The following is a 15180-nucleotide window of genomic DNA, read 5'->3' on the forward strand; positions in this document are numbered from 1 at the left end:
AGCTTGTTTAACTAATAACTTGGCAAGAAACAAAATCAAACTTTTTCAAGCTTTCCCTCATATCGAACCTATAAAAAGTACGATCAAAGTCAATGTAAGATTTTAATTCACCAAAGGCAGGAGTTGTAGAAAGGCTTGAGAAATGTTTTGCTGGAATGTAGGCGTCAAAGCCCAGCTCTACACCAGCTACATTAAGAAGCTTGTTCACGTCATCTCGATTATAGCGTTTTATTATTTTTGCTATGTAAATTTGGCCGTTCACTTCAACAAGAAGGTTTTGAACGGGTCGACTATGCCTTAAGATGCCCCAACCCCGAAAAAGAATATCTTCTCCCTGGCGTGTAATTGTATCTATCGACCCCCTAAACTCTGGTAGCACGTTATTGAATAGAGAAAGATCATCTTGCACTCCAAGCTTCTCTCTTGATCTATTCACTTCTTCTTCGTAAGGCCAGCTTACGTTTAACTCTTCAAACTTGCCCGATAGAGATGAAGAATACACGTGATTTAGCTTAACTTGGCGTGATACGAATTCTTCCTCATCTTCAAAAAAGAACCGCGTCAAATGGAATCCCTTCCCTTTGTAATTCCTTAAATATTCAAGATCAAAGCTTTCCACGCGCCCAGTTAATTTCTCTTTTGCATGATTTTTAGCAATTTCGAAAGGTTTATTGTGAAAGTGAATATGGATTAAATTTGTACGCAATTCTTTCTGCGACGTCGTCACTTTTCCCCAATGAAACCCTTGGTCTAAACTTTCGATATTACCTTTTCGAAAGTAACATTTTCTGTATGGTTGTTTGTTGAACCACGATTTTGATATAGAAGAGTTGTAGTATTGACCATCAATCATAAGTACATCGTCGCACATACTTAATGGTTTTAAGCTGTGTTCTAGCGCTAAGCGATCACAACTAATAACCCCTTCCTTATCTACACATGCTAAAAATTCATCGCAGTCAATAAGCATATAGAAGTCGAATTCGCCTTTTTTATCAAGCTCTTTGATATGATCTGAAAATATTCTTCCCCTATTTTCATAGTCTGCTTTAGATGAAAACTGAGACAGTACATTAATTCCATTACTTTGCGCGTTTTGTAACTTTTGTAGCGTCCGTTCGCTTGTACTTCCGTTATCATAGATGAAAAGATTTCTATGACCGACAAGATAAGAGTGATAAGCAATCCACTTATCCAACAGCTCATCTTCGTTCTTTTGCATCATTAAGATTGCGACATTCATTTTATCTGATACATCCATTTAGTTATTCACCAAAGTAAGGGTAGCGGCCAAAGTTTCCAATGATACTCCCCCACTTTTGTATGTGATCTTCTCTATCAAAATCCGGTGCCTTAAAGCCTGCGATAGCCCATTTATCTAATGGGTTTAAAATATGAACGTTTTGAAGGCCGAAGTCCCCGCAAATTTGAGCGTCAGAGCGCACATTATCCCCTACATGAACGAAGCTTTTTCCTAGTTCTGCGACTTGGTCTTTAACGTAGGTCCACATTGTTCCGGCATCTTTACGCTTACGCAACTCGGCGCTCACCAGAAGTGTATAGGGTACTGAAATACCAATTTTTCTTAACATTTTAGAAATTTGATCTTTGGTGTAATAGATATCAGTTACAAACCAAATATCTTTTCCCATTGCATTTAATTCATGCACGATTTTTACCATTTCGTCTTTGGGTAGTGACATCTCGAGATCAAAATAAAACTCTTTTTCAGCCCATTCTTTTGTTACTTCTGTATCGATATTTAACGTTTTTGCCAATTGCTCATATGCCTCGAAGATAGTTACATCACCTTCGAAATTTCTGGCTTTCCTGCACGCTAATTCTGCATCGTTTCTTTTTTCAATAAAATCTTCTGGGGAATCAAAGAACTTTTCACCAGCTAGCTCTTTTCCTAACTTGAACTTTGCATAATCTGGGGCAGTAAATTCGCGTCGCAGTACCGTATCGAACACATCAAAAGAAACTATTTCGAAGTTTTGAATATCGGCAAGAAGTGACTCTGGCGTTTTAAAGTAACTTGAAGATATATAAGACTTATCGAGCGTAAACTTACCTTGCGGTGGATAGTAGAAAAACTGTTTATATCCCTGCTTCTCGGTTAACAGACCTAAAGTTCGCTCTAGGGCATGTAACCAACTTCCATCGTTTGGCAACGGTTCTTCAGGAAAGTCTTCGTAAACGTATTGTTTGTCTAATAATGGGGCAATTGCTTTTGGCCTTGCCCAGAACATTCCACCAACGGGATAATTAACAAAGTTCTCGGAAATATCTAATTGCCATTCGTTTACAAAAGAGTTTGCATAAGGTTTATTACAAGTCCAGTGGTTAACCCATGCAGGCATCATCCAAAATGAGGAAGGATAGTACATTCCCAATTCTTGATTACCATCGAATAACCTGAGAACTGACTTCACTACATGTTTGTCTTTAAGTAAAAAGTTATTCAGATAGTCAAACCATTGCGTTTGCTCTCTACCGCTATACAGAGATTTTTTCGAGTGCAAGTGACACATTAAGTCGTAGTCTAATAACTCTTTGCTGAAGTTAACTAAAAATGGGCCAAAGTTTCGGCCTCTATTTTCGCAAATAGCCGTTTTAACTTGATTAACGTTCCCAAGCTTGGTGAACTTATCCTGAGATTCTATTTCTATTTCACGTGAAGCTGCTGTTACAAATATATCCACATTCGTGGGGAAGCTTTTGATGGTATTAGCAAACTTTTCTACAAAATCGGGATAGAAGATATGAAGCACAATGGCAATTTTCTGCTTACGCCACGTCGCCGACTCTTTGGCTAATAATTCCGTTGAGGGTAACCAACGATTTATTACTCCAGACGAAGCACGGCCTTCGTAACGCCCGTGATACAAGTAATGAATTAAAGGACTAACACCGTTTAAGTAAATATCTACGTTACTTCGAAGGTAGAATTCAGTATCGAATCTCGCAGAAGGATTTACATTTGAAGATTTAGACTTTTCTAAATAATCAGAAAATGCTGCTAGCTCATGTGGGAATTGCCCGTAGTGCTCTTGATACCACTGGTAATCAAAATAGCCTTCTGACTTTGCTGTTTTAAATGCCTTTGCAATCTTAGGGTTAGATGTCATTTCTAACGATTGCTGCGCACGTCTTACAATTTTTCTAACGTTATCTTTCATATTTACAGCCCAAAGAAAGTAAGTGGGTTCAGGTTGCCTTGTCCCGATATCGCATCATCAAGAACAAATAATGGCCAACTCGCACGAGGCAACAAGTTTCTCTGAGTAACGTATGCGGAAAATATCTCTTCTACTTCATCCGTCGAATAAACTGTACCTGATTTGATGCAATTCTTCAGACAAGCGAGTGCGCCTTTCTGAACAATTTCAAGATCTGAAAAGTTCTCCTGAGTATATGTGCGCTTTCCATAACAGAAATGAAAGTCTTCGGTATTTAAGTCTTTTAAAATATCGATAAATTGTCCATTCGGAGCGGTGAGTAATGCCTCTAAGAACATTGATCTATCGAGCATCAAATACCCTCCGCCCATTTTGACACTAGTTTTAAAAACATGGTCAATATTTGCGATGTTGTCACCAACTTTCTCGTCACCTGAGGTAGTCGTTATCATGTAAATACCAAAAGTGTCTTTACTAACAAGTAGGGTAAGCAGCTTTTGAATAGTGCCAGAATAACCGACATCAAGTAGAACAGGAGTCACCTCAGAATTAACAAAGCCAATTGAGTTCAGATACTCGAGGTAAACTGCCCTTACTGGTGCTACCAACTCACTAATTTCAGATTGCTTTGTTTTTAAAAATTGACAAACTCGTTCATAGTCATCCGGCAAAACAATAGTTTCTTTCGCTTGTTCTTCGTCTAAAAGGTTTGAAATCTGCTCTTTTGAAAAAGCGAATCGAGCATGTAGAAAGTCAGCCAGCGAGCCTTCAAAACTATGCTTAACACTGTATTGCCACGATGATTCAATATCTGACAATATTCTGAATAAAAACGTGCGCGATACGTTTAAGTATGACGATGGGTATGCATCGCTATTAACTAAATCGAAAGCTTTTTCAAAAGCATATCCCTCTCTAGCTAGGTGAAAAACTTTTATGCTCTTATCGTTAGACAATAAAGATAATTTACTTGACACTTCAATGATATAAGAGGCTAAGACAGGGCCTAAAAAGTTATACCCGAACTCTTCCAAAGACTTATTTTTTAACATGTTAATTCAACTATTCCACGTTGATACCGTTGTACGACCTTTAAAATCGTTACACTGCTTTAAACGGCGATGGTATATCCACTATCAAAACTCACTTCTTTACCCATTATGTAATTAACATCAAAATTTTGTAATTTACATATTTTATCTTCGAGCAATGGGATACTAGTCATCCTCTTATAAGGATTTAAAAGCACCGTCATTTTCTTAATACTATTTGTAAAAAGACTTTAGTGCTACGCGATCCCTCTTTCTCAAACCACTTCGCTAGCATTTTGGAAAAGTGCTATTTTTTTGCGAAAAGTAAGCAGTTCGGGATGTGTTATCTCAAAACTTAAAGACTCGCAGTGCGCTTCTACTTCCGCGGCATTGACTAAGACACGGTGAGAAAAGTAACTGGATTCTTTTTCTAAGCTCAGTCAATAGACAACCTTTGCCAAACAAATAATTGTTGTTAGGTTTGATTAAACCTACTGGGGGCAAACTTTCTCGGAAATCTTCAGGCAGAGCACTAGGGTGCTTTTCGTTAGATTTAGGCTTTTGGGAATACACGCCTTCTGCGGGTAAAAAAGATAACTCAGAAATCTCTCTGTTTTTTTCTATGTCAATTGTAAATGCCAACTTATATCCCTTTCGCCATTGACCGAGTCACAAAGTTGGCAATAATACATCAAATTTCGGCCCTATGCACAGTTCTCCAGAGCGCGATGCCTATACAGATATAATGTTTAACTTCAACGGGTGAAATTAGGTGGTATCAAGAACTCGTACTTAATTGATTGCAGGATATCTATATTTTAAGTGAAAGCTTTATAGCTAATCTAAATAATAATACTGGGTTTTAGCTTACAACCTCATTCAACAACCCCAACACCTGCTCATCGCTAGACTTAGCCTGAGCCCGAACAGAAATACTCGCTTGTTCGACTATTTGCGCTTGGGTAAGCAGTGCGGTTTCTGACGCGAAGTCTGCGTCCGTTATCTGTGAGTGGGCACGGCTTATATTTTCGAAGCCTATCGCATTGTTTCGTATGGCTGATGCCATTTGATTAATTTTAGCGCCGTAAAATGCTCGGCTTTCGCTCACCAATTGCAAAGCGCTATCTATTCGCTCGAGTGCGCTTTCTGCATCGCTTTCATTCTGTACGGACGTGCCATCTAACCCAAGGTCAGTTAACGTTGCAGGTGTTTTAGTGAGTTTAATGAAATCCGTTCCAACACCGAGTTGGTTTGTCGCTGTAATGTCTACTGGGCCTAATGTGAAGGTTGGGCCGCCTTCATTTCCAAGCGACGTCCACGATGCGGTTACATTAAACGCACCTGAACCAATAACAGAGATTATCAATGGCTGCGCATTGCTCGCAATGGTCAAAGTTTCGTTGAAATTACCACTTGCGTTTTGGTCACCAGTAAATGAAATACTGTTTCCATCTATCGTTGCTGAACCTATGGTTAGCAAATTGCTGTCATCATAGCTCGCTGTTGGCTCATACCCATTGGTTGGCAAAAAGAACGTACTTTCAATGGATGTGCTATTTGAAATGCCGTTACTATTCCATGTACCAGCAGACAAAGGGGTGCCCGCTAAGTGCTTACCGTCTACAGTAAACACTTGAATATCGTCATTAGCACCATTGTCGTTTAAGTTAATCTGTATGTTCGTAGAGCCTGCGGGAATATAAGCGATAGAGCGCAATCCGCTGGTCATACTTTGATTTACGCCGTTTGTAAATGTATCGCTTATAGATGGAACGTTAGCTGAAAGCAGATCGCTATCATCCACTAGCGGTAAACGATTAAATGCTTCGGTATTGTACGCAATGCCGTTTAGTGCGCTTTTTAGTTGCTGGAATTCCTTATCTAAAGCGGCACGGTCGTTGACATTATTGATTCCGTTCTGCGATTGTATTGCCAGCTGCCGCATTCGTTGCAGTATAGCGGCAGATTCTTGCAGTCCACCCTCTGCAATTTGTGCATAGCTTATACCGTCATTCAAGTTACGGTTAAGTTGCGTATAGGCTCTTTTCTCTGAGGCAAGTCTATTGGATATCTGAAGGCCAGCACTGTCGTCGGAAGCGCTGTTTACTCTTAGCCCCGAGCTCAAACGCTCTAGACGCGTTGATAGCGCTGTATTTTGTAAAGTTGAAAGACCTAAAGACTGGTAGTTTCCTGTAACCGATAGCACGTTTTTTCCTTAACGCTCTTCGCCTTGTTTAATACAGATGTAAACTTAGCTTTGAATAAGTTCTTGCCCTAAAAAAATGTTTACAATAAGCATGCCAAATGAAAGATGGTTACGGTACCAATAGGTAGTATTGAGACCAAAATAACAGGTACAAAAAAAGGGGCCTGAGTTTTCACTCAGGCCCCTTTTTCTAATCGAGTATTAATTACTCTTCAGTTGCTTCTACTGCTTCTTCTTCAGCTTCTACAACTGGACGGTCAACTAGCTCAACATATGCCATTGGGGCATTGTCGCCAGCACGGAAACCGCATTTAAGAATGCGAGTGTAGCCGCCTGGACGAGCTTCGTAACGAGGACCAAGCTCGTTGAATAGTTTACCTACAACCTCTTTGTCACCAGTGCGGGCGAAAGCTAGACGGCGGTTTGCAACGCTGTCTTCTTTAGCCATAGTGATTAGAGGCTCGATTACGCGACGTAATTCTTTCGCTTTTGGTAACGTAGTTTTGATCACTTCGTGCTTGACCAAAGAACCGGCCATGTTTTTGAACATAGCTTGACGATGGCTGCTGTTGCGATTCAACTGACGACCACTCTTACGATGGCGCATAGTTTTATCCTTCTCTACAAATCAGTTTGATAAAAACCTGATTAATCTTTTTCAGCGATGCTCTCTGGCGGCCAGTTTTCTAGGCGCATACCTAGAGAAAGACCACGAGATGCTAGAACATCTTTGATTTCAGTTAGCGATTTCTTACCAAGGTTTGGCGTTTTAAGTAGCTCAACCTCAGTGCGCTGTACCAGGTCACCAATGTACTGGATAGCTTCTGCTTTCAAACAGTTTGCAGAACGTACTGTCAGCTCTAGGTCATCTACTGGACGAAGCAGAATCGGATCGAATTCTGGCTTCTCTTCTTTCGCTTCTGGCTCAGACACATCACGTAAGTCTACGAATGCATCTAGCTGTTCAGCTAGGATAGTAGCAGAACGGCGGATCGCTTCTTCAGGATCCAAAGTACCGTTCGTCTCCATGTCGATGATTAGTTTGTCTAGGTCTGTGCGTTGTTCAACACGAGCAGACTCTACACTGTAAGCAATACGTTCAACTGGGCTGTATGAAGCGTCTACTAACAAACGACCAATTGGACGATCATCTTCTTCAGAGGAGCGACGGGTAGAAGCTGGTACATAACCGCGACCCATTTCTACTTTTATGCGCATGCTGATTTCAGCTTCGCCAGTTAAAGTACAAATAACGTGGTCAGGGTTTGTAATTTCTACGTCGCCATCATGCTGAATATCACCAGCAACAACAGGGCCAGCGCCAGATTTCACTAGAGTTAGGGTTGCCTCAGTTTTACCTTCAAGGCGAACCGCTAAACCTTTAAGATTTAGCAAGATTTCAATTACGTCTTCCTGAACACCTTCTTTGGTGCTGTACTCGTGAAGAACGCCGTCAATTTCTACCTCGGTAACTGCACATCCTGGCATAGATGACAGTAAAATACGACGTAGGGCGTTACCTAGAGTATGGCCGAAGCCGCGCTCTAGTGGTTCCAAAGTTACTTTGGCACGAGTAGGAGAAACGTTTTCGATCTCAACTAATCTCGGTTTTAGGAATTCAGTCACAGAACCCACAATGCTTCCTCTTTAGTTAGCTTTACTTAGAGTAAAGTTCGACGATCAACTGTTCGTTAATTTCCGCAGACAGGTCAGTTCTTTCAGGAACGCGCTTGAAAGTGCCTTCCATTTTGCTGCTGTCTACTTCAATCCAGGTTGGCTTCTCACGTTGGTCAGCCAGTTCCAAAGCAGCAACGATACGCGCTTGCTTCTTAGCCTTTTCACGAACAGAAACCACGTCTTCGGCAGAAACGTTAAACGATGGGATGTTCACAACTTGACCATTTACCATGATCGCCTTGTGGCTAACTAGCTGACGTGCTTCTGCACGAGTGCTAGCGAAACCCATACGGTAAACTACGTTATCAAGACGCTGTTCTAAAAGCTGTAGCAAGTTTTCACCTGTGTTGCCTTTTAGACGTGCAGCTTCTTTATAGTAGTTGCGGAATTGCTTTTCCAGAACGCCGTACATACGACGAACTTTTTGTTTTTCACGCAGCTGAACACCGTAGTCAGACAGACGGCCACGACGGGCACCGTGCTGACCAGGCGCTGTATCGATTTTACATTTAGAATCGATTGCGCGAACGCCGCTTTTTAGGAACAGGTCTGTTCCTTCGCGACGGCTAAGTTTGAGTTTTGGACCCAAATATCTTGCCATGATCTTTCTCCAACTGTCCGTCGATTAAACGCGACGTTTTTTCGGTGGACGACAACCGTTGTGAGGAATAGGGGTCACATCGGTAATGTTTGTGATCTTATAACCTGTAGCGTTAAGAGCACGGATCGCAGACTCACGGCCTGGACCTGGACCTTTAACGAAAACTTCAAGGTTCTTAAGACCGTATTCTTGTGCAGCAACACCTGCACGCTCAGCAGCTACCTGTGCAGCAAATGGGGTAGATTTACGTGAACCACGGAAACCTGAACCACCAGATGTCGCCCATGCTAGTGCATTGCCTGAACGGTCTGTAATAGTCACAATTGTGTTGTTGAAAGACGCATGGATATGAGCCATACCGTCTGCAACCTGACGTTTAGCGCGCTTACGCGTGCTACGAGCTGGTGCTTTAGCCATAACTTACTCCCCGTTTACTTCTTAATTGGCTTACGAGGACCTTTACGGGTACGCGCATTAGTTTTAGTGCGCTGACCACGTAGAGGCAAGCTACGACGGTGGCGAATACCACGGAAGCAACCCAGGTCCATCAAACGTTTGATGCTCATAGAGACTTCACGGCGTAGGTCACCTTCAACGGTGAATTTAGCCACTTCGTCACGAAGCTTATCAATAGTAGCTTCGTCTAGCTCTTTGATTTTTGTATTTTCTGCAACACCAGCACCCGCACAAATGCTTTTCGCACGTGTGGGACCAACGCCATAGATCGCTTGGATAGCGATTACAGCATGCTTGTGCTCAGGAATGTTAATGCCAGCGATACGGGCCATTAACAGCACTCCTCTTGTTTATTTGTCGACGACCTAAAAAGCCCGATAGGATACTTACCCGTCGACTAAATTGCAAATTAAGGTTCAAAATACTTTAAAACAAAACTAGCAGAACCAGACAAGTACTATCTAGGTTCTGCTTACTTAGCTTTGCGAATATCTTGTTCCGCTTAGATTAGCCCTGACGCTGCTTATGCTTTGGGTCAGAACTGCAAATTACACGCACAACACCGTTGCGCTTGATAACTTTACAGTTACGGCAAATCTTTTTTACTGATGCACGAACTTTCATTACATCTTTCCCCTTTCTATCAATATTAAGGGGCTAACTTATCGGCCGTAGCCTTTAAGGTTAGCTTTCTTCAGCACAGACTCATATTGACTAGACATCAAATGTGTCTGTACTTGTGCCATAAAGTCCATGATAACTACTACGATAATGAGAAGCGACGTACCACCGAAGTAGAACGGCACATTCCAAGCAATTAGCATGAATTCAGGCACTAAACAAATAAAGGTTATGTACAGTGCGCCAGCCAGTGTAAGGCGAGTCATTACCTTGTCAATGTATCGTGACGTTTGCTCACCCGGGCGGATGCCTGGGATGAACGCGCCAGACTTCTTCAAGTTATCTGCTGTATCACGCGGGTTGAAAACCAACGCCGTGTAGAAGAAGCAGAAGAAGATAATCGCAGCTGCGTATAACATCACGTACAGCGGTTGACCAGGAGATAGCATAAGCGCTACATCTTGCAACCACGCTGTTGATTCATTCTGTCCGAACCATCCTGCGATGGTACCCGGGAACAGAATAATGCTAGAAGCAAAGATTGGTGGAATTACACCAGCAATGTTGACTTTTAGCGGTAAATGGGTGCTTTGCGCAGCAAAAACCTGACGGCCTTGCTGACGTTTTGCGTAGTTTACCACAATTCTGCGCTGTCCGCGCTCTACAAATACAACTAGGTATGTAAGAGCGATAACAATCACGCCAATCAACAGTAGGAACAACAAGTTAATGTCGCCCTGCCTTGCTTGTTCCGCAGTCTGACCTATCGCTGTTGGCAGACCGGCAACAATACCAGCAAAAATCAATATAGAGATACCGTTACCAATACCTCGTTCGGTAATTTGCTCACCCAACCACATAAGGAACATAGTTCCTGTGACTAGGCTCACTACTGCCGTAAAGTAGAATCCGAAGCCAGGGTTTATCACCAATCCATTAATCAGGTTAGGCAAACCAGTCGAAATTCCAATTGATTGGAAGATAGCCAATACAAGCGTTAGATAACGCGTGTACTGACTAATTTTACGACGGCCTGCTTCGCCTTCTTTTTTAAGCTCCACCATCGGTGGGTGAACCACCGAGAGCAACTGCATGATAATGGATGCAGTAATGTATGGCATAATGCCCAAAGCCAGAACGGATGCACGCTCAAGCGCACCACCAGAGAACATGTTAAACATTTCTACAATGGTGCCTTTTTGTTGCTCGAACAAGTCAGCAAGTACAGCTGGATCGATGCCAGGGATAGGAACGTAAGAACCTAGTCTGAATACAACAATCGCACCAAGTACGAACAACAATCTTGCCTTAAGCTCACTCAAGCCGCTTTTAGCGCCTGAATCCAATCCTGGTTTAGCCATCTAGCTTATTCCTCTACTTTACCGCCAGCAGCTTCAATCGCTTCTTTAGCGCCTTTAGTAACCTTTAACCCGCTTACTGTAACAGCGCGTGAAACTTCACCGCTCTTAACAACTTTAACGAACTGGATTTCTTTCTTAACGATACCAGCTGCTTTTAAAGTCTCAAGAGACGCAGTATCACCATCAACCTTCGCGATTTCAGCAAGAGTTACTTGATCAGTAACAAAGCTCTTGCGTGAAGTGAAACCGAACTTAGGAAGACGACGCTGGATAGGCATCTGACCACCTTCGAATCCTGGCTTAACGCGGCCACCTGAACGGCTTTTTTGACCTTTGTGACCGTGGCCACTCGTTTTACCAAGACCTGAGCCGATACCACGACCAGAACGCTTACCAGTAGGCTTTGAACCTTCGGCTGGAGAAATTGTATTTAAACGCATGTCTTACTCCTCCACTATCTCAACCATGTAATATACACGGTTGATCATGCCACGAACGGCTGGGGTATCTTCCAGTTCACGAACATGGTTGATTTTACGAAGGCCTAAACCTTTAAGCGTAGCTTTGTGCTTTGGCAGACGGCCAATTGCACTTTTAGTTTGCTTTACTTTAATCGTTGCCATGTCTGATTACCCCAAAATTTCTTCTACAGACAATCCACGCTTCGCAGCAACTTTCGCCGGGCTGTTCATTTCTGTCAGCGCGTTGATTGTTGCACGTACAACGTTGATTGGGTTTGTAGAGCCGTAACATTTTGAAAGTACGTTTTGTACACCAGCTACTTCAAGTACTGCACGCATCGCACCACCGGCAATAATACCGGTACCTTCAGATGCTGGCTGCATGTAAACTTTAGAGCCAGAGTGACGACCTTTAATCGGGTGCTGTAACGTGTGACCGTTAAGGTCTACGTCAACCATGTTGCGACGTGCCTTTTCCATTGCTTTTTGGATTGCAGCAGGTACTTCACGTGCCTTACCGTAACCAAAACCAACGCGACCGTTACCGTCACCCACTACTGTCAATGCAGTGAAACTAAAGATACGACCACCTTTAACCACTTTAGATACGCGGTTTACGGCGATCAATTTCTCTAGAAATTCACCATTTTGAACGTCTTGTTTAGCCATTATAAACTCCTAGAACTGAAGACCAGCTTCGCGAGCTGCATCAGCTAATGCTTTAACGCGACCGTGGTATTGGAAACCACTGCGATCGAAAGCCACTGTTTTAATGCCTTTCTCAAGCGCGCGCTCTGCGATTGCTTTACCGACTACCGTCGCTGCTTCAGCGTTACCTGTAGACTTAAGATCTTTTGCAAGATCTTTCTCAACAGTTGAAGCCGCTGCCAACACTTCAGAACCGCATGGAGCGATTAGCTGAGCGTAGATGTGGCGAGGTGTACGGTTAACTACCAAGCGATGCGCGGCCAGTTCACGAATTTTTGCTCGTGCGCGAGTAGCGCGACGAATGCGAGCTGTTTTCTTATCCATCGTATCACCCACCTACTTTTTCTTAGCTTCTTTACGACGTACGTGTTCGTCAGCGTAACGTACACCTTTACCTTTGTAAGGCTCTGGTGGACGGTAACCACGAATGTTCGCCGCAACCTGACCAACCACCTGCTTATCGGCGCCTTTAACGACGATTTCAGTTTGGCTAGGAGTTTCAACCGTAATGCCTTCAGGCATTTCGTATGCTACAGGGTGAGAGAAACCTAGTGTAAGGTTTAGTTTGTTACCTTGTGCTTGTGCACGGTAACCAACACCTAACAGCTGAAGTTTTTTCTCAAAACCTTCTGAAACACCTTGAACCATTGCGTTAAGGATAGAGCGCGCAGTACCAGCCTGTGCCCAACCGTCAACAAAGCCTTCACGTGGAAGTGCTTTAAGTTGGTTTTCTTCCTGTGCAACTTCTACAGCGTCGTTGAAAACGCGGGTCAAAGTGCCTTTACTACCTTTAACAGTAACTTCTTGACCAGAGATAGAAACTTCTACACCTGATACAACGTCTACTGGGGCTTTTGCTATACGTGACATTTCAACTCCTCCGTTATGCTACATAACCGATGATCTCACCGCCCATGCCAGCGTTACGCGCTGCACGGTCAGTCATCACACCTTTAGAAGTCGACACGATAGCTACGCCTAAACCACCCATAACCTTTGGAAGCTCATCTTTTTTCTTATAGATGCGCAGACCAGGACGGCTTACACGTTCGATAGTGTCAATTACTTGCTTGCCTTCGAAGTACTTAAGCGTAACTTCTAAAACAGGCTTAACGTCACCAGAAGCAGCGAAGTCAGTAATATAACCTTCAGCTTTCAATACTTCACAGATTGCAACGCGAAGTTTTGAAGAAGGCATAGTTACAGAAACTTTCTGTGCCATCTGGCCGTTACGGATGCGGGTAAACATATCCGCGATAGGATCTTGCATGCTCATTATCAGCTACTCCTTACCAGCTGGCTTTCTTAAGGCCAGGGACTTCACCGCGCATCGCTGCTTCGCGAAGCTTAATACGGCTAAGACCGAATTTGCGTAGGTAACCATGTGGACGACCAGTAACACGACAACGGTTACGTTGACGAGACTTACTAGAGTCACGTGGCAGTTGTTGTAGCTTCAGAACAGCGTCCCAACGCTCATCTTCAGAAGCGTTAACATCGCTGATAATCGCTTTAAGTGCGGCGCGCTTTTCAGCATACTTAGCTACTAGCTTAGTACGCTTAGCTTCACGTGCCTTCATTGATTCTTTTGCCATAACCCTACACCCCTACTTTTTGAATGGGAAGTTAAACGCGTCCAGCAGAGCACGTGCTTCTTCATTTGTATTCGCACTGGTAGTGATAGTGATATCCATACCGCGAACCTTATCCACTTTATCGAAATCGATTTCAGGGAAAATGATTTGCTCACGCACGCCCATGCTGTAGTTACCACGTCCGTCGAATGATTTAGGATTCAAACCACGGAAGTCGCGAACACGTGGGATAGCGATTGAAATCAAACGCTCTAGGAATTCCCACATACGCTCGCCGCGTAGGGTTACTTTACAGCCAATCGGATAACCTTCACGGATTTTAAAACCCGCTACTGATTTTCTAGCAACTGTAACAACAGGCTTCTGACCGGCGATAGCCGTCATGTCAGCTTGAGCATTCTCAAGTACCTTTTTGTCAGCAACTGCTTCACCTAAACCCATGTTTAGAGTGATTTTTTCAATCCGAGGGACTTGCATGACGCTTTTGTATCCGAACTGCTTAGCAAGTTCAGCTACTACTGTTTCTTTATAGAAATCATGCAGTTTCGCCATCGTACTCTCCAATATAATTAAACAAGTTCGCCGTTAGACTTGAAGAAACGTACTTTCTTCTCATCTTCGAAACGGAAACCAACGCGATCTGCTTTGCCCGTTGCCGGGTTAACAATCGCAACATTAGAAACGTGAATAGAAGCTTCTTTCTCAACGATGCCACCAGCTACGCCCAGTTGTGGGTTTGGCTTAGTGTGCTTCTTAACGAGATTAACGCCTTCTACAATTACACGGTTATCAGCAATAAGCACTTTAAGGACTTTGCCTTGTTTGCCTTTGTCTTTACCCGCTAATACGACTACTTCATCATCACGACGAATTTTATTAGCCATTATCGTGACTCCTTATAGTACCTCTGGGGCCAATGAGATGATTTTCATGAAGTTTTCACTTCTCAACTCACGGGTAACCGGGCCAAAGATACGCGTACCAATTGGTTGCTTGTTAGCATTAAGCATAACAGCCGCGTTACCGTCAAAACGAATGGTAGAACCATCTGCACGACGAACGCCTTTTCTAGTACGCACCACCACTGCATTCAGTACGTCACCTTTTTTAACTTTACCGCGAGGAATTGCTTCCTTAACAGTAACTTTGATGATGTCACCGATACCTGCATAACGGCGATGCGAGCCACCAAGAACCTTAATACACTGAACCCTGCGAGCGCCGCTGTTGTCTGCAACGTCCAGGTTAGTTTGCATTTGGATCATGTTAGTGCTCCGCTCT

General features: G+C 43.2%; 21 protein-coding genes. All 21 read right to left on the bottom strand.

The genetic code is table 11. The features are described from left to right. Positions 1-7: 7 nt before the first annotated feature. Positions 8-1261, bottom strand: a complete 1254-nt coding sequence (locus AWH61_RS17790; RefSeq protein WP_075177810.1) for a glycosyltransferase family protein — start codon at positions 1259-1261, stop codon at positions 8-10. 4 nt (positions 1262-1265) lie between these two features. Next, a complete protein-coding gene (locus AWH61_RS17795; protein WP_075177811.1) occupies positions 1266-3182 on the bottom strand; it encodes a rhamnan synthesis F family protein in 1917 nt (638 codons plus the stop codon). 2 nt (positions 3183-3184) lie between these two features. After that, on the bottom strand, positions 3185-4234 hold the full coding sequence (locus tag AWH61_RS17800) for an HAD family hydrolase (protein ID WP_075177812.1): 1050 nt from the start codon (positions 4232-4234) through the stop codon (positions 3185-3187). Between the two features lie 841 nt (positions 4235-5075). Continuing rightward, a complete protein-coding gene (locus AWH61_RS17815) occupies positions 5076-6419 on the bottom strand; it encodes a flagellin N-terminal helical domain-containing protein (protein ID WP_075177814.1) in 1344 nt (447 codons plus the stop codon). 205 nt (positions 6420-6624) lie between these two features. Beyond that, positions 6625-7026 carry a 50S ribosomal protein L17 gene (rplQ, locus tag AWH61_RS17820; RefSeq protein WP_012519212.1) on the bottom strand — a complete coding sequence of 134 codons (402 nt, stop codon included), beginning with the start codon at positions 7024-7026 and terminating at the stop codon, positions 6625-6627. Positions 7027-7067: 41 nt separating this feature from the next. Continuing rightward, positions 7068-8057: a DNA-directed RNA polymerase subunit alpha gene (locus AWH61_RS17825; protein ID WP_039226687.1), complete on the bottom strand. Its 990-nt coding sequence runs from the start codon at positions 8055-8057 to the stop codon at positions 7068-7070. Between the two features lie 19 nt (positions 8058-8076). Continuing rightward, positions 8077-8697 (bottom strand): 30S ribosomal protein S4, encoded by a 621-nt coding sequence (gene rpsD, locus AWH61_RS17830; protein ID WP_012519214.1) that lies wholly within the window; start codon positions 8695-8697, stop codon positions 8077-8079. Between the two features lie 24 nt (positions 8698-8721). Beyond that, on the bottom strand, positions 8722-9114 hold the full coding sequence (rpsK, locus tag AWH61_RS17835) for a 30S ribosomal protein S11 (protein WP_012519215.1): 393 nt from the start codon (positions 9112-9114) through the stop codon (positions 8722-8724). A 14-nt stretch (positions 9115-9128) separates the two neighbouring features. After that, complete coding sequence (gene rpsM / locus AWH61_RS17840) at positions 9129-9485, bottom strand: 30S ribosomal protein S13 (RefSeq protein ID WP_012519216.1); 357 nt, start codon at positions 9483-9485, stop codon at positions 9129-9131. Between the two features lie 175 nt (positions 9486-9660). After that, a complete protein-coding gene (gene rpmJ / locus AWH61_RS17845) occupies positions 9661-9777 on the bottom strand; it encodes a 50S ribosomal protein L36 (protein ID WP_012519217.1) in 117 nt (38 codons plus the stop codon). Positions 9778-9815: 38 nt separating this feature from the next. Then, positions 9816-11135 carry a preprotein translocase subunit SecY gene (secY, locus tag AWH61_RS17850; RefSeq protein WP_014977524.1) on the bottom strand — a complete coding sequence of 440 codons (1320 nt, stop codon included), beginning with the start codon at positions 11133-11135 and terminating at the stop codon, positions 9816-9818. 5 nt (positions 11136-11140) lie between these two features. Further along, positions 11141-11575, bottom strand: a complete 435-nt coding sequence (gene rplO, locus AWH61_RS17855; RefSeq protein WP_014950906.1) for a 50S ribosomal protein L15 — start codon at positions 11573-11575, stop codon at positions 11141-11143. A gap of 3 nt (positions 11576-11578) precedes the next feature. Next, positions 11579-11758 (bottom strand): 50S ribosomal protein L30, encoded by a 180-nt coding sequence (gene rpmD / locus AWH61_RS17860; protein ID WP_014950907.1) that lies wholly within the window; start codon positions 11756-11758, stop codon positions 11579-11581. A gap of 6 nt (positions 11759-11764) precedes the next feature. Beyond that, positions 11765-12265, bottom strand: coding sequence for a 30S ribosomal protein S5 (rpsE, locus tag AWH61_RS17865; RefSeq protein ID WP_012519221.1), 501 nt, complete (start codon positions 12263-12265; stop codon positions 11765-11767). Positions 12266-12274: 9 nt separating this feature from the next. Further along, complete coding sequence (gene rplR, locus AWH61_RS17870) at positions 12275-12628, bottom strand: 50S ribosomal protein L18 (RefSeq protein WP_014950908.1); 354 nt, start codon at positions 12626-12628, stop codon at positions 12275-12277. Positions 12629-12640: 12 nt separating this feature from the next. Continuing rightward, positions 12641-13174: a 50S ribosomal protein L6 gene (gene rplF, locus AWH61_RS17875; protein WP_014950909.1), complete on the bottom strand. Its 534-nt coding sequence runs from the start codon at positions 13172-13174 to the stop codon at positions 12641-12643. Positions 13175-13187: 13 nt separating this feature from the next. Further along, positions 13188-13580, bottom strand: coding sequence for a 30S ribosomal protein S8 (rpsH, locus tag AWH61_RS17880; protein WP_012519224.1), 393 nt, complete (start codon positions 13578-13580; stop codon positions 13188-13190). Between the two features lie 13 nt (positions 13581-13593). Beyond that, entirely contained in the window at positions 13594-13899 is a 306-nt protein-coding gene (gene rpsN / locus AWH61_RS17885) for a 30S ribosomal protein S14 (protein ID WP_014950910.1), read from the bottom strand. Between the two features lie 12 nt (positions 13900-13911). Next, the gene (rplE, locus tag AWH61_RS17890; protein WP_014950911.1) at positions 13912-14451 is read right to left on the bottom strand and encodes a 50S ribosomal protein L5; all 540 of its coding nucleotides are present in this window, start codon (positions 14449-14451) and stop codon (positions 13912-13914) included. A gap of 17 nt (positions 14452-14468) precedes the next feature. Then, on the bottom strand, positions 14469-14783 hold the full coding sequence (gene rplX, locus AWH61_RS17895; protein WP_014950912.1) for a 50S ribosomal protein L24: 315 nt from the start codon (positions 14781-14783) through the stop codon (positions 14469-14471). 12 nt (positions 14784-14795) lie between these two features. Further along, a complete protein-coding gene (rplN, locus tag AWH61_RS17900; protein WP_012519228.1) occupies positions 14796-15164 on the bottom strand; it encodes a 50S ribosomal protein L14 in 369 nt (122 codons plus the stop codon). Between the last annotated feature and the right edge of the window lie 16 nt (positions 15165-15180).

Origin of the sequence: Alteromonas sp. W12 (assembly GCF_001924945.1) — a bacterium.
In the GTDB taxonomy this organism is placed as follows: domain Bacteria; phylum Pseudomonadota; class Gammaproteobacteria; order Enterobacterales; family Alteromonadaceae; genus Alteromonas; species Alteromonas macleodii.